The 17,685-nt window shown below is 74.4% G+C and carries 17 protein-coding genes; 10 read left to right on the top strand and 7 right to left on the bottom strand.

Annotated features, from left to right (window positions below; all coding sequences use genetic code 11):
- Positions 1–58: 58 nt before the first annotated feature.
- Positions 59–868 carry a universal stress protein gene (locus tag ACI6QG_RS00685; RefSeq protein WP_407022634.1) on the bottom strand — a complete coding sequence of 270 codons (810 nt, stop codon included), beginning with the start codon at positions 866–868 and terminating at the stop codon, positions 59–61.
- 205 nt (positions 869–1,073) lie between these two features.
- Between ACI6QG_RS00685 and ACI6QG_RS00680 the strand changes: the two genes are divergently transcribed.
- On the top strand, positions 1,074–2,243 hold the full coding sequence (locus tag ACI6QG_RS00680) for an MFS transporter (protein ID WP_407022633.1): 1,170 nt from the start codon (positions 1,074–1,076) through the stop codon (positions 2,241–2,243).
- Here the strand turns inward: ACI6QG_RS00680 and ACI6QG_RS00675 are convergent.
- Genes ACI6QG_RS00675 through phaR form a run of 3 tightly spaced genes read right to left on the bottom strand, consistent with a single transcriptional unit; the run spans position 2,221 to position 4,461 of the window.
- Complete coding sequence (locus ACI6QG_RS00675; protein WP_407022632.1) at positions 2,221–3,126, bottom strand: alpha/beta fold hydrolase; 906 nt, start codon at positions 3,124–3,126, stop codon at positions 2,221–2,223. The two genes, ACI6QG_RS00680 and ACI6QG_RS00675, sit on opposite strands and share 23 nt — an antisense overlap.
- Before the next feature lie 23 nt (positions 3,127–3,149).
- The gene (locus ACI6QG_RS00670; protein WP_407022631.1) at positions 3,150–3,866 is read right to left on the bottom strand and encodes a DUF3140 domain-containing protein; all 717 of its coding nucleotides are present in this window, start codon (positions 3,864–3,866) and stop codon (positions 3,150–3,152) included.
- A gap of 31 nt (positions 3,867–3,897) precedes the next feature.
- Positions 3,898–4,461 (bottom strand): polyhydroxyalkanoate synthesis repressor PhaR, encoded by a 564-nt coding sequence (gene phaR / locus ACI6QG_RS00665; RefSeq protein ID WP_407022630.1) that lies wholly within the window; start codon positions 4,459–4,461, stop codon positions 3,898–3,900.
- A 254-nt stretch (positions 4,462–4,715) separates the two neighbouring features.
- Between phaR and ACI6QG_RS00660 the strand changes: the two genes are divergently transcribed.
- Entirely contained in the window at positions 4,716–5,930 is a 1,215-nt protein-coding gene (locus tag ACI6QG_RS00660) for an alpha/beta fold hydrolase (protein ID WP_407022629.1), read from the top strand.
- Here the strand turns inward: ACI6QG_RS00660 and ACI6QG_RS00655 are convergent.
- From ACI6QG_RS00655 to ACI6QG_RS00645, 3 genes are all read right to left on the bottom strand, one after another.
- Entirely contained in the window at positions 5,906–6,616 is a 711-nt protein-coding gene (locus ACI6QG_RS00655) for an enoyl-CoA hydratase/isomerase family protein (protein ID WP_407022628.1), read from the bottom strand. The two genes, ACI6QG_RS00660 and ACI6QG_RS00655, sit on opposite strands and share 25 nt — an antisense overlap.
- Positions 6,617–6,691: 75 nt before the next feature.
- Positions 6,692–7,393, bottom strand: a complete 702-nt coding sequence (gene hutC, locus ACI6QG_RS00650) for a histidine utilization transcriptional repressor HutC (RefSeq protein WP_407022627.1) — start codon at positions 7,391–7,393, stop codon at positions 6,692–6,694.
- Positions 7,386–8,675: a formimidoylglutamate deiminase gene (locus ACI6QG_RS00645; RefSeq protein WP_407022626.1), complete on the bottom strand. Its 1,290-nt coding sequence runs from the start codon at positions 8,673–8,675 to the stop codon at positions 7,386–7,388. The genes hutC and ACI6QG_RS00645 overlap by 8 nt, the downstream gene beginning before the upstream one ends.
- Positions 8,676–8,754: 79 nt before the next feature.
- On the opposite strand from ACI6QG_RS00645, the gene hutI reads away from it, so the two are divergent.
- Genes hutI through ACI6QG_RS00605 form a run of 8 tightly spaced genes read left to right on the top strand, consistent with a single transcriptional unit; the run spans position 8,755 to position 17,643 of the window.
- Positions 8,755–9,951 (top strand): imidazolonepropionase, encoded by a 1,197-nt coding sequence (hutI, locus tag ACI6QG_RS00640; RefSeq protein ID WP_407022625.1) that lies wholly within the window; start codon positions 8,755–8,757, stop codon positions 9,949–9,951.
- Positions 9,948–11,441, top strand: coding sequence for a histidine ammonia-lyase (gene hutH / locus ACI6QG_RS00635; RefSeq protein WP_407022624.1), 1,494 nt, complete (start codon positions 9,948–9,950; stop codon positions 11,439–11,441). The genes hutI and hutH overlap by 4 nt, the downstream gene beginning before the upstream one ends.
- Positions 11,438–13,093, top strand: a complete 1,656-nt coding sequence (hutU, locus tag ACI6QG_RS00630; protein WP_491630709.1) for a urocanate hydratase — start codon at positions 11,438–11,440, stop codon at positions 13,091–13,093. Before hutH ends, hutU begins: the two co-directional genes overlap by 4 nt.
- On the top strand, positions 13,090–13,590 hold the full coding sequence (locus ACI6QG_RS00625; RefSeq protein ID WP_407022623.1) for a HutD/Ves family protein: 501 nt from the start codon (positions 13,090–13,092) through the stop codon (positions 13,588–13,590). The genes hutU and ACI6QG_RS00625 overlap by 4 nt, the downstream gene beginning before the upstream one ends.
- A gap of 57 nt (positions 13,591–13,647) precedes the next feature.
- Positions 13,648–14,433 (top strand): phytanoyl-CoA dioxygenase family protein, encoded by a 786-nt coding sequence (locus tag ACI6QG_RS00620; RefSeq protein WP_407022622.1) that lies wholly within the window; start codon positions 13,648–13,650, stop codon positions 14,431–14,433.
- 14 nt (positions 14,434–14,447) lie between these two features.
- Positions 14,448–15,527, top strand: a complete 1,080-nt coding sequence (locus ACI6QG_RS00615; protein ID WP_407022621.1) for a TRAP transporter substrate-binding protein — start codon at positions 14,448–14,450, stop codon at positions 15,525–15,527.
- Positions 15,527–16,075, top strand: coding sequence for a TRAP transporter small permease subunit (locus ACI6QG_RS00610; RefSeq protein WP_407023035.1), 549 nt, complete (start codon positions 15,527–15,529; stop codon positions 16,073–16,075). The genes ACI6QG_RS00615 and ACI6QG_RS00610 overlap by 1 nt, the downstream gene beginning before the upstream one ends.
- Positions 16,075–17,643 (top strand): TRAP transporter large permease, encoded by a 1,569-nt coding sequence (locus ACI6QG_RS00605; RefSeq protein WP_407022620.1) that lies wholly within the window; start codon positions 16,075–16,077, stop codon positions 17,641–17,643. The genes ACI6QG_RS00610 and ACI6QG_RS00605 overlap by 1 nt, the downstream gene beginning before the upstream one ends.
- The last annotated feature ends 42 nt before the right edge of the window (positions 17,644–17,685 follow it).

Here is a 17,685-nt window from a genome sequence, read left to right as displayed (position 1 = left end):
CGCGCCGTGTCCGCCCGGCGGATGCGCGGGCGGGCCGCGCACCGGGATCGCCCCCATGTCACCCGTGAATGAACACCGGGCAGGGGGCGGCGCGCAAGAGCGCCGATGCCGCGCTGCCGAACACCAGGCGGGACAGCCCGCCCTCCTCCTCCGCCCCTATCACCAGCATCGCGGCGCCCAGCGCGCGGGCGGCGGCGGGCAGGATGGCCTCCGGATCGCCCTCCGCCACCACGGCCTGGGCGTCGCAGCCGTGCAGGACCAGGTAGGCCGCGATGGGCGCCGGGTCCTCGCCGAAGCCCTGCACCGTCACCCCCCGCCCCTGCCCCAGCCCCAGCAGGGCGAAGAGGTGCAGGGCGCGCTGGCTGGCCAGGCCGGGCTGCACCGCCGCCAGCACCGGCCCGTCCACCGGCGCCGGGCCGGGCGGCACCACCAGCAGCGGGCGGGCGCCGTCGCGCACCAGGTCCTCGATCACCGGGGCCAGGCCGTCGTCGCAGGCTTCCCGCCCCAGGGTGGAATCGCGGCCGATCACCAGCAGGTCGTGCGCGGCGCCGGCCGCCAGCAGGGCCTCCTCCGGCGCCGCCTCGCTGCGCTCCACGGTGAAGGAGAAGCCCTGCGCCGCCTCCCGCGCCTGCTGCAGCACGCGGGCGGCCTCCTCCTCCACCGCGCGCGCCAGGGCGGCGTTGCGGCGGGTGGCGAAGGCGCTGCCGCCCACCGGCACCGGCTCGGCGTCGTCCAGCGTGTGCGGGCGGTCCAGCACCACCAGGGCGGTCAGCCGGGCGCCGTGGCGCCGGGCCAGGGCGAGGGCGAGGTCCCGCGCCGCCTGGGCGCCGGGCGTGTCGTCGAGGGCGAGCAGGATGGAGCGCAGCATGGGTCCAAGATGGCACGCCATGCGGCCGGTGCAACGCAGCCGTCCTTTGACTTTCCACGCCGGGGCCGCCATCCTGGGATGCATGACGAGGAACCCCACCTGGGCATCCCGCCACGGGATGCTGCCCGGCCTCGTCCGGCCGGACCCCGCGCGCGGCTGAACATCGCCGCCCGATTCCTCCTGCCTTGACTGTCCTGGGGTTCCCATGTCCGCCACGCTCGTGCGCGCGCCGCTGATGGATGCGCGCTTCACCCTCTTCGTCGCCGCCGCGACCTGCGCCTTCGCCGGCGTCTGGATGACCACGCCGCTGGCCGCCATCCTGCTGGCCGGCCGGGGGGCGGATGCCGTCCTCATCGGCCTCTACGCCTCCACCGTCTGGGGGGCGGCGCTGCTCGCGGCGCCGCTGACGCCCTGGCTGGCCGGGCGGCTGGGCGGCGCCTTCGCCTTGCACCGCGTGGCCGGCGGCCTCGCCATCGCCGGCCTGCTGGGCCTGGGCAGCGACCCGGCGCTGCCGCTGTGGTTCCTGTGCGGCGCCATGCTGGGGGTGGGGTCCTGCCTCACCTGGACCACGGCGGACGCCATCGCCGCCGCCATGGCCCCGCCGGGCCGCGAGGGCGAGGCGCTGGGCCTCTACCAGACCTTCGTCTCCGCCGCGATCGGCGGCGGGCCGGCGGTGCTGCTGGTCACCGGCGTGGCGCCGCACGCCTTCTGGGGCGCGGCGGCCATCCTGGCGCTGGGCCTGCTGCTGGGCGCCGCCCTGCGCGACCCCGCGGGGGCCGTGCCCTCGCGCATGCGGCTGACGCTGGTGCGGCTGCGTCCGGTGGCCTGGGTGATGGCCGCCCCGGCCGGCGCGGCGATGCTGTGCGGCGCGCTGGAGGCCGCGGCGGGCAGCGTGTTCCCCGTGCAGGGGCTGGCGCTGGGCATGGCCGCGGGGGCGGCGGCGGCCATCGTGGTCGCCTCGGGCTTCGGCAACGTGCTGGCGCAGTACCCGCTGGGCCGGCTGGCCGACCGCTGGGGCACCGACACCGCCCTGCTGGCCTGCGGCGCGCTGGTGGCGGTGGCCGCGCTGCTGTGGCCGGCCCTGGCGCCGGGCTGGGCCACCTGGCCGGTGCTGGCGGTGTGGGGCGGCGCGTCGGGGGCCATCTACACCCTGGGCATGGTGCGCGCCGTGCAGCGCTTCGCCGGGCCGGCGCGGGCGCTGGGCATGGCCGGGCTGAACACCGCCTACCTGCTGGGCGGTGCCATCGGCGCGCCGGTCGCCGGGCTGGCGCTGGAAACCCTGCCCGGCTGGGGCCTGCCCGTGCTGCTGGCGCTGCTGGGGCTGGGCGGCTGCGTGGCGCTGGCGCGCTCCGTCAGGGTTCAAGGAAGCGCCTGAGCGCCGCGGCGGTCGCCGCCGGCGCCTCCTCCATCGGCACGTGGCCGGTGCCGGGCAGGATGACGGTCTCGCTGCGGCGCAGGGCGGCCGCGAAGTCGGCGGCGCGGGCCGGCGGCACCAGGCGGTCGGCGGCGCCCCACAACAGCAGGGTGGGCGCCTGCACCGCCTGCAGCTCCGGCACCGGGTCGCGCGGGCGCAGGTCCTTCGCGCGGTCCAGCATGGCTTGGCGCACGCCCGGCGCGCGCAGCATGTCGCGGTAAAGGGCGAAGCGCCGGTCGTCCATCAGCGCCGGGTCGGCGTAGGTGGCCGCCAGGATGCGGCGCAGCGGCCAGTCCGGCATCACCCAGGGCACCAGCCGCGCCCACCAGGGCATGCGCGCCGGCGCCGCCCCGCCGTCGCGGAAGCCGTCGGGGGCGAACAGCGCCAGCCGCTCCACCCGCGCCGGGTGCGCGGCGGCCAGGGCGAAGGCGATGCGCCCGCCCATGGAGGCGCCGACGAGGTGGAAGCGGCCGATGCCCAGCCCGTCCATCAGCGCCAGCAGCACCGCGCCCATGCGCGCGTCGGAGTAGTCCTTGGCCGGGTCGGGCCCGGAAAGGCCGAAGCCGGGCAGGTCCAGCCGCACCACCCGGAAGCGGTCCTCCAGCAGGGGGGCCAGGTCGTCCCAGGTGCGCAGGTGGGCGGCGAAGCCGTGCACCAGCAGGATAGCCGGCGCGTCGCGCGGGCCGGTGTCGCGCAGGTGCAGCCGGATCCCGGCGGCCGTGACGAAGGTGGAGGGCGGCTGCGCGTAGCGCGCCTCCAGCCAGCCGCGCGGCCGGTCGGGCGTCCAGAGCCAGATGGCCCCCAGCAGCACCAGGGCGAGCAGGATGAGGAGGGCGAGGCGCATCGCCCCGGACCTGGGGTGGCGGCTCAATCCTTCAGCGGGTCATGGCCCCAATTCTTCAGCGAGGCCCGCCAGGTGGTGTCCTTCACGCCTCCCTCAGGCCGCTGGGCCAGGTGCCGCCGCACGTAGGAGACCACCTTGCGCATGTGTGCGCGCTCCTCCTTGGTGAACTCGGCGGAGCGCCCCTTGGCCAGGATGTCCACGATCTTCCGGCCGGAAGCGTGGCCGGTGGACTCGCCGGTGCCGCCGCGCTTCTGCCCGACTTCCTGCGAACGCTTGGTCGCCAGCCAGCGCTCCAGGGCGGAGCGCGTCATGTTCACCACCTCGCGGAACTCGGCCACCCCGGCATCGGCGCGGGCGGCGGCGGTGGTGCGCGCCGCGGCGGCGGGCTGGCGGGAGTGCTGGCGGCCGGCCTTGGTGTCGGCGCGCTTCTTGGCCGTGGTGGCGGCATATTGCTTGTCGCTCATGGCGTCGCGCGCCTTCTTCGGCAGGTAGCGCTCGCCGGTGTCCTTGGAGCGGCGGCCCGACTTGGTGCCCCAATCCTCCTCGGTCCACTGGCTCAGGTGGTTGTCGGCGGACTTGCCGCCGCGGTAGCCGCCGCCCGCCTTCTTGTACTCGGCGGTGGCGAGCTGCGCCTTGCGGGCCGACCATTCCCCGGCCTCGCCGCCCTTGGTGCCGCGCTTCACGCGGGCGACGGTGCGCCTCCACAGGGAGGGGTCGGTCTTGGTGGCGGTGGCGGGCATGGCGGCGCAACGCCGGCTGCCCGGGGCGGTTTCAGCCCTTCGCCTTCAGCGCCGCCAGCTCGGCCTTCAGCTTCTCGTTCTCCGCCTTCAGGGCGTCCAGCTCGTTCTGCCGGCCGAAGGGGGAGAACAGGCTCATCGCCCGCTCCATCATCATGAGGTTCTGCCGGCCCATCTCCTCGAAGGAGAAGGGCTGCAGCGCCTTGGCCATGTTGCGGCGCACCTCCTCCTGCTGCTGGCGGAAGCCCTGCATCGTCGCCTCCAGGTACTTGGGGACGATGCTCTGCATGGAGCCGCCGTAGAAGCCGATCAGCTGGCGCAGGAAGCCCTCGGGCAGCAGGTGCTCGCCTTTGGCCTCCTCCTCCACGATGATCTGCGTCAGCACGGAGCGGGTGATGTCGTCGCCCGACTTGGCGTCGTAGACCACGAACTCCCGCCCCTCGCGGATCATCCGCGCCAGGTCCTCGAGCGTGACGTAGGAGGAGGACTCGGTGTTGTAGAGGCGCCGGTTGGCGTATTTCTTCACCACCACCGGCGGGGTGGCCGGAACGTGCTGGACGGCGGCCTCGGCCATGGTCGCTTCCCCTTCGCTGCTCATGTTGCGCCGCGACAGCATGGCCCAGTCCGCGCCGTTCCGCTATGGGTCGCGGCGATGGCCCCGCGCCCGGACCCCGATGGACACGCCAGACGACCTCGACCGCCTCGCCGCCGACTGGATCGCCCTGTGGGAATCCGAGGTCGCGGCCGCCGCGCAGGACCGCGAGGCGGCGGAGGCCTGGGCGGCGGGCATGGCGCTGGCCGCGGCGTTCTGGCGCGCCCAGCTGGCCGGCGCGGCGCTGCTGGCGAAGTGGCATGAGCCCCCGCCGCGGCCCGCGCCCCCTGCCCCTGCACCTGCTGCTGGGGACGGCGCGGGGGATGGCGGCGATGGCGATGCCCTCCGCGCCCGCATCGCCGAGCTGGAGCGGCGCCTGGCCGCGCTCGAGCGCGAACCGCGCGGAGGCGGCGCGGATCGCCGCCGCCCTGGACCGCGCGGGCGCCGGGCCTGAGCAGTTCCGGCTGGCGGTCTGGCGCCGCCTGCTGCGGGAGGACGCGGCGCTGGTGGGGGGCATCCTGCGCTACCGCCGCCACCCGCACCGCCGCGCGCTGGAGGACCCGCCGGTGCTATGGGCCGAGGGCGCGGCCCGGCTGCTGGACTACAACCCGCAAGGCGGGCCGCCCGTGCTGTTCGTGCCCTCCCTGGTCAACCGCGCCCAGGTGCTGGACCTGGACGAGGGCGCTTCCCTGCTGCGCTTCCTGGCGGCGCGGGGGCTGCGGCCGCTGCTGCTGGACTGGGGCTGGCCCGGCGAGGCCGAGCGCCGCTTCACCCTGACCGACGTGGTGGCGGGCCGGCTGGAGCGCGCCATCGCCGCCGCCCCCGGCCCGCTGGCCCTGGCCGGCTACTGCATGGGGGGGCTGCTGGCCCTGGCCGCCGCCATCCGCCGCCCGGACAAGGTGCGCGCCCTGGCCCTGCTGGCGACGCCGTGGGATTTCCACGCCGACCCCGGTGCGGCCGGGCTGGCCCGCCTGCTGCCTGGGCTGGAGCCGCTGATGGCGCCGGGCCACGCCCTGCCGGTGGACGCCATCCAGGCGCTGTTCGCCCTGCTGGACCCCTTCGCCCTGCCCCGCAAGTTCCGCGCCTTCGGCCGGCTGGACCCCGACAGCCCGCGCGCCCGCCGCTTCGTGGCGCTGGAAGACTGGCTGAACGACGGCATCCCCCTGCCCGCCCCGGTGGCGCGCGAGGCCATCGGCGGCTGGTACGGCGAGAACACGCCCCTGCGCGGCGAATGGCGCATCGCCGGCCTGCCGGTGCGCCCGGCGGAATGGGGCGGGCCGGCCTTGCTGGCCATCCCGGCGCGCGACCGCATCGTGCCGCCGGCCTCCGCCCGCGCCCTGGCGGCGGCGCTGCCGGCGGCGGAGGTGGCGGAGGTCCCTGCCGGGCACATCGGCATGGTGGCCGGCGAAGCGGCCGAGCGCGTGCTGTGGCGCCCCCTGCTGGCCTGGCTTCAGCGCGCCATGGCGGCGCGGTAGGCCAGCACCCGCGCCTTCAGCCCCGGCCGCGCGACGGAGCGCGCCAGCGCCGCGAGGTCGGCCGCGTCGTCGGCGCGGCGGGTGCGGGCGTGCAGGGCGGCCACCGTTTCCGGGTCCAGCCGCCCGGCCGCTTCGCGCACCGCCGCCAGGCCGGATTCGTCACCGGCGGTGGCCAGGCCCATCTCCAGCGCCGCTTCGCGCGGCACCGGCGCGCCGGCCAGCAGCAGGCGGCGCGCCGCGCCCTCCCCCACCAGGGCGGCCAGCCGCGCGGTGCCCAGCACCAGGCCGAAGGCCGGGCCGGGAAAGGCGAAGGCGGCGCCGTCCAGCGCCAGCCGGTGGTCGCAGGCGGCGAACAGGTCCGCCCCGGCGCCGAACACCCGGCCCTGCGCCACCGCCACCGTGGTGACGGGCAGGGCGTGGATGCGCTGCAGCAGGATCTCGATGCGCAGGATGCGCAGGGCCAGGTCGCCTTCCGTGGCCGTCTCCAGGTCCGACAGGTCGAGGCCGGTGCAGAAGTTGCGCCCCTCGCCGCGCAGCACGACCAGCCGCGCGCCGCCGGCCAGCGCGGCGTCCAGCGCGGCGTGCAGGGCGTCGGTCAGCGCCTCGCCCAGGGCGTTGCCGCGCTCCGGCCGCTCCAGGGTCAGGGTCCAGGCGGCGCCGTCCCGGCCAGTGCGGACGGCGCTCATGGCGCGGGCGGCCGGCCCAGGCGAAGCCGGGCAGTGGCGATGGGGCTTCGGGGCATGGGCGCGTCCTCCGGCCCGTCAGGGGCGGAAGCGCCCCACCAGCCGGTGCCGCTCGCCGGGATAGGCGATGCGCGCCTCCGTCACCAGCCGGGCGCCCTGCCAGGTGCGCCGCTCCAGCAGCAGGCAGGGCGCGCCGGCGGCGATGCCCAGGCGGCGGGCCAGCGGTGGGTCGGCGGCGATGGCGGCCACGGCGTGCTCGGCCTCCGTCCAGGGGACATGCGCCAGCAGCCAGGTGCCGGGCGGCATCGCCGCGAAGCGCTCGGCGGCGGCGGCCGGCGCGGCGTCGAGGGCGATGATGCGGGTCTCGAAGGCATCGGGCACGCCATCGGTCAGGTGCAGGGTGGACAGGTGCAGCAGCGGCGCACCGGGCGGCAGGCCCAGCCGCGCCGCCGCCTCCGCGCCGGCCGGCTGCTGGCGGCGCGCCACCACCTCGTGCCGGTAGTCGCGGCCCTCCCGCCGGGCGGCCGCCGCCAGGTCCTGCACCTGCAGCAGGGCGCGGTCGGCCGGCGGCGCGGCGACGACGGAGCCGGTGCGGCGGCGGCGGGTGATCAGCCCCTCCGCCGCCAGCGCGCTCAGCACCTTGTTCACCGTCATGCGCGAGCAGCCGAAGCGCGACACCAACTCGTGCTCGAAGGGGATGCGCGTGCCGGGCGGCCATTCGCCGGCGCGGATCGGCCCCTCGATGGCGGCGCGGATGCGGGCGGACAGCGTCTCAGCCACGCAGGCGGTCCAGCACGCGGCGGAAGCGCGCGGCGATGGCGTCGCGCTTCGCGTGGCGGCCATCCTCCACCACCACGCGCCCGGCCGCCATCACGCGGGTGACGGGGGCGGCGGCGAAGATCGCCTCATCCGGCGTGCCGCCCAGCCAGGCGATGTCCGCCCGCGCGCCAGGCGCGATGGCGGGCGCGGCGATGCCGCAGGCCTGCGCGCCACCCGCCAGGGCGGCGGTCCAGAGGTCCTCGCCGGTCGAGCGCCCCTCGCCGCGCGCCAGCAGGTTGCGGCCGCGGTGCAGCAGGCGCTGGCCGTACTCCAGCAGGCGCAGCTCGCCGGGCGCGGTGATCTCCACGTTGCTGTCGCTGCCAATGCCCCAGGGGCCGGTGAAGCGCAGCGCGTCGAAGATGCCGTCGCCCAAATTCGCCTCGGTGATCGGGCACAGGCCGGCGACGGCGCCGGTGGCCGACAGGGACGCCGTCTCGAAGGGCTGCATCTGGGTGGCGTGCACCAGGCACCAGCGCGCATCCACCGGCTGCGTCGCCAGCAGGTGCTGCACCGGGCGCGCGCCGCACCAGGCGAGGCATTGCTCCACCTCCGCCACCTGCTCGGCGACGTGGATGTGGACAGGGCCATGCGGGTGGGCGCGCAGGAGCTCCGCGATCTGCTCGCCGGTCGCGGCGCGCAGCGAATGCGGCGCGATGCCGGTGATGGCGTGCGGCAGGGCGGCGCGGGTGCGCTCGACGAGGCGCAGGTAGGCATCGGTGCCGTTGACGAAGCGGCGCTGCCCCGGTGCGGGCGGCTGCCCGCCGAAGCCGCCATGGCTGTAGAGCACCGGCAGCATCGTCAGCCCGATGCCCGTCTCCGCCGCCGCGGCGCCGATGCGCACCGCCATCTCGGCCGGGTCGGCATAGGGCGTGCCGTCAGGGGCGTGGTGCAGGTAGTGGAACTCGCCCAGGTGGGTGAAGCCGGTTTCCAGCATCTCCATCATCGCCTGCGCGGCGATGGCCTCCACGTCGTCGGGGGTCAGCCTGGCCAGGAAGCCGTACATCACCTCCCGCCAGGTCCAGAAGGAATCCGCCGCCGGGCCGCGGCGTTCGGCCAACCCGGCCATGGCGCGCTGGAAGGTGTGCGAATGCAGGTTGGGCATGCCCGGCACGGTGCGGCCCGGCAGGTGCGCGCCCTCGCGCCGCCCCGGCGTGACGGAAGCGATGACGCCATCCTGCACCTCCAGCGCCACGTCGCGCGCCCAGCCCTCCGGCAGCCAGGCCTCGTCCACCCAGAAGCGCATCCGCACCCCTCCCGAATCCGCTGGACGGCGCCGCGGCCATCCCGTTATGTCTATACATGAAGCCCCCGGGGGTGCGTCCATGCGTTTCGACACGGTCTGGCGGAACCTGCGCCTGCTGACGATGGCCGAGGGGTCGTCGCTGCTGCCGCGCGGCGCCGTGGCCGCGAAGGATGGCCGCATCGCCTGGGCCGGCGACGAAGCCGCGCTGCCGCCGCACGAGGCCGATGCGGTGCACGACATGGGCGGGCGCCTCTGCACGCCTGGGCTGGTGGATTGCCACACCCACCTGGTCTTCGCCGGCAACCGCGCCCGCGAGTTCGAGATGCGGCTGGAGGGCGCGACCTACGAGGAGATCGCCCGCGCCGGCGGCGGCATCCTCAGCAGCGTGCGCGCCACCCGCGCGGCGGACGAGGCCGCGCTGGTGGCCCAGTCCCTCCCGCGGCTCGACGCCCTGCTGGCCGAGGGCGTGACGACCATCGAGATCAAGAGCGGCTACGGGCTGGACCCGGCAACCGAGATGCGCTGCCTGCGCGTGGCCCGCGCGCTGGGCGAGGCGCGGCGCGTCGGCGTGCGGACCACCTTCCTGGGCGCCCATGCCCTGCCGCCGGAGGCCGCGGGCGACAAGGACGCCTACATCGCCGCGGTGTGCGACGACATGCTGCCCGCCATCGCGCGCGAGGGGCTGGCCGACGCGGTGGACGCCTTCTGCGAGGGCATCGCCTTCTCGCCCGCGCAGGTGCGGCGCGTCTTCGCCGCGGCGCGCGCGCATGGCCTGGCGGTGAAGCTGCACGCCGACCAGCTTTCCAACCTGCACGGCGCGGCGCTGGCGGCCGAGCACGGCGCGCTCTCGGCCGATCACCTGGAGCACACGGATGAGGCCGGCTGCGCCGCGCTGGCGGCGGCCGGCACGGTGGCGGTGCTGCTGCCCGGCGCCTTCTACGCGCTGCGCGAGACCCAGGCGCCGCCGGTCGCCGCGCTGCGCCGCCACGGCGCGCGCATCGCGCTGGCGACCGACTGCAACCCCGGCACCTCGCCGATGACCTCGCTGCTGCTGACGATGAACATGGGCGCCACGCTGTTCCGCCTGACGGTGGCCGAGTGCATCGCGGGCGTGACGCGCGAGGCCGCGCGGGCCCTGGGCCTGCTGGGCGAATGCGGCACGCTGGAACCCGGCAAGTGGTGCGACATGGCGATCTGGGACGCCGCGGAGCCGGCGGAACTCGTCGCGCGCATCGGCTTCAACCCGCTGCACGCCCGCATCTGGAGAGGCGCATGATCCTGCTTCCCGGCCAGGCCGGCCTCGACCTGTGGCGCGCCGTCTGGCGCGGCGAGACGCCCCGTCTGGACGATGCCTGCAAGCCGGCGGTGGAGGCCGGCGCCGCCACCGTCGCCGCCATCGTGGCCAAGGGCGAGGCGGTCTATGGCATCAACACCGGCTTCGGGAAGCTGGCGCAGGTGCGCATCCCGGATGCCGACCTGCTGACGCTCCAGCGCAACATCGTGCTCTCCCACGCCGCCGGCGTGGGCGAGGCGCTGCCGGCGCCGGTGGTGCGGCTGGTGCTGGCGCTGAAGCTCGGCTCGCTGGCCCAGGGCGCGTCGGGCGTGCGCTGGGCGGTGATCGAGGCGCTGCAGGCCGCGCTGGACCGCAACCTGCTGCCCGTCATCCCCGGCCAGGGCAGCGTGGGCGCCTCCGGCGACCTGGCGCCGCTGGCCCACATGACCGCGGCGCTGATGGGCGTGGGCGCCTTCATCGGCGAGGGCGAGGCGTCCGCCGCGCTGGCGCGCCACGGCCTGGCGCCGCTGGAACTCGGGCCCAAGGAGGGGCTGGCGCTGCTGAACGGCACCCAGGTCAGCACCGCCCTCGCCCTGGCCGCGCTGTTCGAGGCCGAGGAAGCATTCCGCGCCGCGCTGGTGACCGGCGCGCTCTCCACCGACGCCGCCAAGGGCAGCGACGGGCCGTTCGACGCGCGCATCCACGCGCTGCGCGGCCATCGCGGCCAGATCGAGGTCGCCACGGCGCTGCGCGCGCTGATGGCCGGCAGCGCCATCCGCGCCTCGCACCGGGTGGACGACCCGCGCGTGCAGGACCCCTATTGCCTGCGCTGCCAGCCGCAGGTGATGGGCGCCGCGCTGGACATCCTGCGCCACGCCGCCGCCACCCTCGCCACCGAGGCCAACGGCGTTTCCGACAACCCGCTGGTGTTCAGCGCGCAGGGCGAGGTGATCAGCGGCGGCAACTTCCACGCCCAGCCGGTCGCCTTCGCCGCCGACATCATCGCGCTGGCGCTGTGCGAGATCGGCTCCATCGCCGAGCGCCGCGTCGCCATGCTGACGGACCCCGCGCTGTCCGGCCTGCCCGCCTTCCTGACGCCGCGGCCGGGGCTGAACAGCGGCTTCATGCTGCCCCAGGTGACGGCCGCCGCCCTGGTGGCCGAGAACCGCCAGCGCGCCACCCCGGCCAGCGTGGATTCCATCCCGACCAGCGCGAACCAGGAGGACCATGTCAGCATGGCCACCCACGGCGCGCGCCGCCTGCTGCCGATGGCGGCGAACCTGCGCGCCATCCTGGGCATCGAGTACCTGTCCGCCGCGCAGGGCTGCGACTTCCACGCCCCCCTGCCCTCCTCGCCCGCGCTGGAGCGCGCCCGCGCCCTGCTGCGCGCGGAGGTCCCGACGCTGGAGGAGGACCGCCACATGGCGCCCGACATGCAGGCCGCCATCGCGCTGCTGCCGCAACTCGCCGAACTGACGGAGATCACGCTGTGAGGAATGACCGCATCATCCGCGCCGCGCGCGGCATGGACCTCTCGGCGAAGTCCTGGGCCACCGAGGCGCCGCTGCGGATGCTGATGAACAACCTCGACCCCGAGGTGGCGGAGAAGCCCGGCGACCTGGTGGTCTATGGCGGCATCGGCCGCGCCGCGCGCGACTGGGACAGCTTCGACCGCATCGTCTCCACCCTGCGCCGGCTGGAGGGCGACCAGACCCTGCTGGTGCAATCCGGCAAGCCGGTGGGCGTGTTCCGCACCCACGCCGACGCGCCGCGCGTGCTCATCGCCAACAGCAACCTCGTCCCCGCCTGGGCGAACTGGGAGCACTTCAACGAGTTGGACCGCAAGGGGCTGATGATGTACGGCCAGATGACGGCCGGATCCTGGATCTACATCGGCTCCCAGGGCATCGTGCAGGGCACCTACGAAACCTTCGTGGAGGCCGGGCGCCAGCATTTTGGCGGCTCGCTGGCCGGGCGGTGGATCCTCACCGGCGGGCTGGGCGGCATGGGCGGGGCGCAGCCGCTGGCCGGCGTCTTCGCCGGCGCCTGCGTGCTGGCGGTGGAATGCCAGCCCTCGCGCATCGAGAAGCGGCTCGAAACCCGCTACCTCGACCACCAGGCCGCCACGCTGGACGAGGCGCTGGCGATGATCCGCGCCGCCTGCGCCGAGAAGCGCGCCATCAGCGTCGGCCTGCTGGGCAACGCCGCCGAGGTCTTCCCCGAACTCGTGCGCCGCGGCGTGGTGCCCGACATCGTCACCGACCAGACCAGCGCGCACGACCCCGCCAATGGCTACCTGCCCGCCGGCTGGACGCTGGACGAATGGGAGGCGAAGCGCGAGAGCGACCCGCGCGCCGTCGCGGCGGCCGCGAAGCATTCGATGGTGCAGCACGTGCAGGCCATGCTGGACTTCCAGCGCATGGGCTCGGCGGTGCTCGACTACGGCAACAACATCCGCCAGATGGCGAAGGACGAAGGGCTGCTCAACGCCTTCGACTTCCCCGGTTTCGTGCCGGCCTATATCCGCCCGCTGTTCTGCCGCGGCATCGGCCCCTTCCGCTGGGCGGCCCTGTCCGGCAACCCTGAGGACATCGCGCGCACCGACGCCAAGGTGCGCGAGCTGATGCCGCACGACACCCACCTGCACCGCTGGCTGGACATGGCGAGGGAGCGCATCGCCTTCCAGGGCCTGCCGGCGCGCATCTGCTGGGTGGGCCTGGGCGACCGCCACCGCATCGGCCTGGCCTTCAACGAGATGGTGGCGCGCGGCGAGATCGGCCCCGTCGTCATCGGCCGCGACCACCTGGATTCCGGCAGCGTCGCCAGCCCGAACCGCGAGACGGAGGCGATGCTCGACGGCTCCGACGCCGTCTCCGACTGGCCCTTGCTCAACGCGCTGCTGAACTGCGCGTCCGGCGCCACCTGGGTCAGCCTGCACCATGGCGGCGGCGTCGGCATGGGCTACAGCCAGCACAGCGGCATGGTCATCCTCTGCGACGGCACGCCCGAGGCGTCCCGCCGCGTCGAGCGCGTGCTGTGGAACGACCCGGCGACGGGCGTGATGCGCCACGCCGATGCCGGCTACGACATCGCGAAGGACCACGCGCGCAAGATGGGCCTCGACCTGCCGGGCATCCTGCCGTGAGGCTGCTGCGGCGCGCCGATTACCCCACCCGCCCCTGGCGCAACGGCGGCGGCATCAGCCACGAGATCGCCTGGCACGAGCACGACGACTGGCGGCTGAGCCTGGCGGAGATCACCCGCGACGGCCCCTTCAGCGACTATGCCGGCTTCGACCGGACGCTGACGGTGATCGGCGACGGACTGCGCTTCAACGGCGCCCCCATCGGCCCGGCGCCGCACAGCTTCCGCGGCGAGGACGCGATCGCCGCCACGCTGCATGCCGGCCCGGTGCTGGCCTTCAACGTCATCACCCGCCGCGGCGCCTGCGCGCATGAAGTGGTGCGGCGGACGGAGGCGGCGGGAACGCGCGCCGATTTCGTCTTCGCCCTGCGCGGCACGCTACGCCTCGGCGACGCCGTGCTGCACGCGCTGGATTGCGCCGCGCTGGAAGGCAGCGCCGCCGAACTCCTGCCCGAATCAGGGGCGGAATGGGCGGAGGTGACGCTGCGCCCGGCCTGACATGTCTTTACACGCGCAACGGCGGCCCGGATGATCGCCGCGGCGAGGAGGCAAGCGATGGAACTGACCGACGACGACGTGACGCGCTTCCGCGAGGACGGCGTCATCCTGCTGCGCGGCGCCTTCCGCGACTGGGTGGAGCCACTGCGCGCCGGCACCGACACGCTGATGGCCCATCCCGGCCCCTATGAGCGCTCCTACACGCCCAAGGACGGCTCGGCCCGGTTCTTCCAGGACCTGTGCAACTGGCAGCGCATCCCGGAATACCGCGACTTCATCCTGCACGGCCCCGGCGCCGCCCTTGCCCGGCGGCTGATGGGCGGCAGCGGCGCGCGCTTCTTCCACGACCACATCCTGGTGAAGGAGCCCGGCACCTCCATCGTCACCCCCTGGCACCAGGACAGCCCCTATTACTGCGTGGGCGGCGAGCATAGCGTGAGCTTCTGGATCCCGCTCGACCCCGTGGCGCGCGACCAGACGCTGGAATGCGTCGCCGGCAGCCACCGCTGGAAGAACCACAAGCCCAAGCGCTTCGACGGCACCGACCTCTACGCCGATGACGACACCGAGGAGCTGCCGGACATCGACGCCCACCGCGCCGACTACCGCATCGAGGGCTGGGCGATGGAGCCGGGCGACGCCGTGGCCTTCGACTTCCACACCGTGCATGGCGCGCCGGCCAACACCGGCTCCGCGCATCGCCGCCGCGTCTTCTCCGCCCGCTGGGTGGGGGACGACGCCGTGTTCATCGACCGCCAGGGCCGCGGCTCGCCGCCCCTGCGCCACCTGAAGCTCGCCGACGGGGCGCCGCTGGACGGCCCCGACTTCCCCCGCTTCGCCTGAGGAGAGACACGACAATGGACCGCCGTTCCATCCTGGCGGGCACGGCCGCCGCCGCCGCCCTCGCCACGCCCGCCCTGTCGCAGGGGCGCATCGAGTGGCGCATGGTCACGATCTGGCCGCGCAACCTGCCGGGCCCGGGCGTGGCGGCGCAGCGCTGCGCCGACCGCATCGGCCAGCTTTCCGGCGGGCGGCTGACCGTGCGCCTGTTCGCCGCGGGCGAGGTGGTGCCCGCGCCGGGCGCCTTCGACGCCGTGGCCGCCGGCACGGCGGACCTCTATCACGGCGTGCCCTCCTTCTGGATCAGCAAGTCGCCCGGCATCGGCTTCTTCGGCTCCTTCCCCTTCGGGCTGACCGCCTATGAGCGCCAGGGCTGGATGATGCATGGCGGCGGCCAGGCGCTTTACGACCAGACCTATGCGCGCTTCGGCATCAAGCCCTTCATCGTGGGCGATTCCGGCCCGCAATGGATGGGCTTCTTCCGGCGCGAGATCCGCACGGCGGACGACTTCCGCGGCCTGCGCTTCCGCACCGCCGGCCTGGGCGGCGAGATGTTCCGCCGCGCCGGCGCCAGCGTCGTCACCCTGCCGGCCGGCGAGATCTTCTCCGCCCTGCAATCGGGCACGATCGACGCCGCCGAGTTCGTCGGCCCCTTCAGCGACCTGCCGCTGGGGCTGCACCAGGTGGCGAAGAACTACTACTACCCCGGCGTGCAGGAGCCTTCGAGCGCGGAGGAGATCGGCATCAACATGGCGCGCTGGAACGCGCTGCCAGACGAGCTGAAGACGATCGTGCGAATCGCCGCGATGTCGCTCCATGAGGAGACGACGACCGAGTACGACACCCGCCACCCCATCGCGCTGAACGAGCTGGTGACGCGACACGGCGTGACGGTGCGCGAGGTGCCGGCGCCGCTGGTGCAGGTCTTCGCCAACACCGCCGCCGACATGATGGCCGAGTACCGCAGCCATCCCGACCCGCAGGTGAAGGCCATCGCCGACAGCTACGCCACCTACCGCGAGCGCGCGCAGACCTACATGATGCAGAGCTACGGCGCCATCTTCAACCTGCGCGCCGCCGCCATCCGCCGGACGTGATGCGCGCCCTCCTGCGCGTGGCGGACGCGATCGACGCCGCCTCCCGCGCCATCGGCCAATCGGTGAAGTGGCTGGCGGCGGCGCTGGTGTGCTGGCAGTTCGCGGTGGTGGTGCTGCGCTACGGCTTCGGCACCTCCTACCCCTGGGCGCAGGAGGGGGTGACCTACCTGCACGCGGTGCTGTTCATGCTGGCCATCGGCTACGCCTACATGCTGGACGCCCATGTGCGGGTGGACTTCTTCTGGGCGGGCTGGAGCGAGCGCCGCCGCGCCGTGCTGGAGATCCTCGGCGTGGTGCTGCTGGTCTGGCCGTTCTGCGCCCTGCTGGTCTGGGCCTCCTGGGGCTACGTCGCCATGTCCTTCCGCCTGGGCGAGGGGCCGATGACCCATGGCGGGCTGCCGCTGCAGCCCTACCTGAAGGCGCTGATCCTGGTGATGGCGGGGCTGCTGGCGGTGCAGGCGCTGTCGGTCCTCCTCCGCGCGCTGGGCGTGCTGGCGGGGCTGGAGCGCGCCGTCTTCCCGCAGCGCCGCGCGGTGGGGGAGGCCTGATGTCCGGCCCGGGGCTGTGGCTCAACATCGCCATGATGGTCGTGCTGTGCACGGGCATCATGATCGGGCTGCCGGTGGTGTTCATCCTCACCGGCTGCGCCATGTTCTTCGGCGGGCTGGGCATCCTGCTCGGCGTGTTCGACGCCTTCCTGCTGGGCGCGCTGGCGCAGCGCGTGTTCGGCACGATGACCAGCGACACGCTGGTGGCCATCCCGCTGTTCATCTTCATGGGCATGATGCTGGAGCGCTCGCGCATCGCGCCCGACCTGCTGGAGGCGATGGGCCGGCTGTTCGGCAAGGTGAACGGGGGGCTCGCCATCTCCGTCACCGTGGTCGGCGCGCTGCTGGGCGCCTCGGCCGGGGTGGTGGGCGCCACCGTCGTCACCATGGGGCTGATCGCGCTGCCGGCGATGATGCGCCACCGCTACGACCCCGGCTTCGCCACCGGCTCCATCTGCGCCGCCGGCACGCTGGGCCAGATCATCCCGCCCGCCACGGTGATGATCGTGCTGGGCGAGGTGCTGGCCTCCGCCTACCAGCAGGCCCAGCTGGCGCAGGGCCTGTTCTCCATCGACACCATCTCGGTGGGCGACCTCTACGCCGGGGCGATGATCCCCTCCCTGGTGCTGACGGCCATGTACATCCTCTGGCAGGCCTTCCTGTGCTGGTGGAAGCCCGCGACCGGCCCCGCCGTGCCGGCGGCCGAGGCCGGCACCGTCTCCTGGTCCGAGTTGATGGAGGTGCTGGTCGCGCCCATCGTGCTGCTGGTGGCCATCCTGGGCTCCACCCTCGCGGGCATCGCCACGCCGACCGAATCCGCGGCCGTCGGGGCGGTGGGCGCCACGCTGCTAGCCGGGCTGCGCGCCGGCCGGGGCTCCAGGCTGCCCATCCACGCCGCCAACGCCGCCGCGCTGCTGCTGGTGGCGCTGGGCATGGCGTTCGACCTGCGGCTGGGCCGCCACGACGCGCCGCTGGCCGACCAGCTGGCACTGGCCCTGGCCACCGTGCTGGCGGTGGTGCTGGCGCTGGGCCTCCTCGTCTCGCTGTGGCGCACCTTCCGCGACGGCATCCTGGCCGCCACCTGCCACAACACGATGAGCGTGACGGCGATGATCTTCGCCACCCTCATCGGCGCCACGCTGTTCTCCCTCGTGTTCCGCGGCCTGGGCGGGGACGACGTGGTGCGCGCCTTCCTGGACGCCATCCCCGGCGGGAAGTACGGCGCGCTGTTCGTGGTGATGCTGATCGTCTTCATCCTCGGCTTCCCGCTGGACTTCGTGGAGATCGTCATCATCGTCGTGCCCATCGTCGGGCCGGTGCTGATGCAGATGGGCATCGACCCGATCTGGCTCGGCGTGCTGATCTCGCTCAACCTGCAGACCAGCTTCCTGACGCCGCCGCTGGGCCCCACCCTGTTCTACATCCAGTCCGTGCTGCCCCCGGGCGTCACCAGCCAGGACGTCTATCGCGGCATCATCCCCTTCGTGGGCATCCAGGTCATCGCCATCCTGTTCGTGGTGCTGGTGCCCGAGAGCGCGACCTGGCTGCCCAAGTGGCTGTTCGGATGACCTTCCTTTCATGCGACCGTTGCTGACGCGGGGCGGTGCTAG

It is taken from the genome of Sabulicella flocculans, from assembly GCF_045449635.1.
Classification (GTDB): domain Bacteria; phylum Pseudomonadota; class Alphaproteobacteria; order Acetobacterales; family Acetobacteraceae; genus Roseococcus.
The sequence above is the reverse complement of the archived record's forward strand: the minus strand, read 5'-3'. Positions and strand labels throughout refer to the sequence as shown.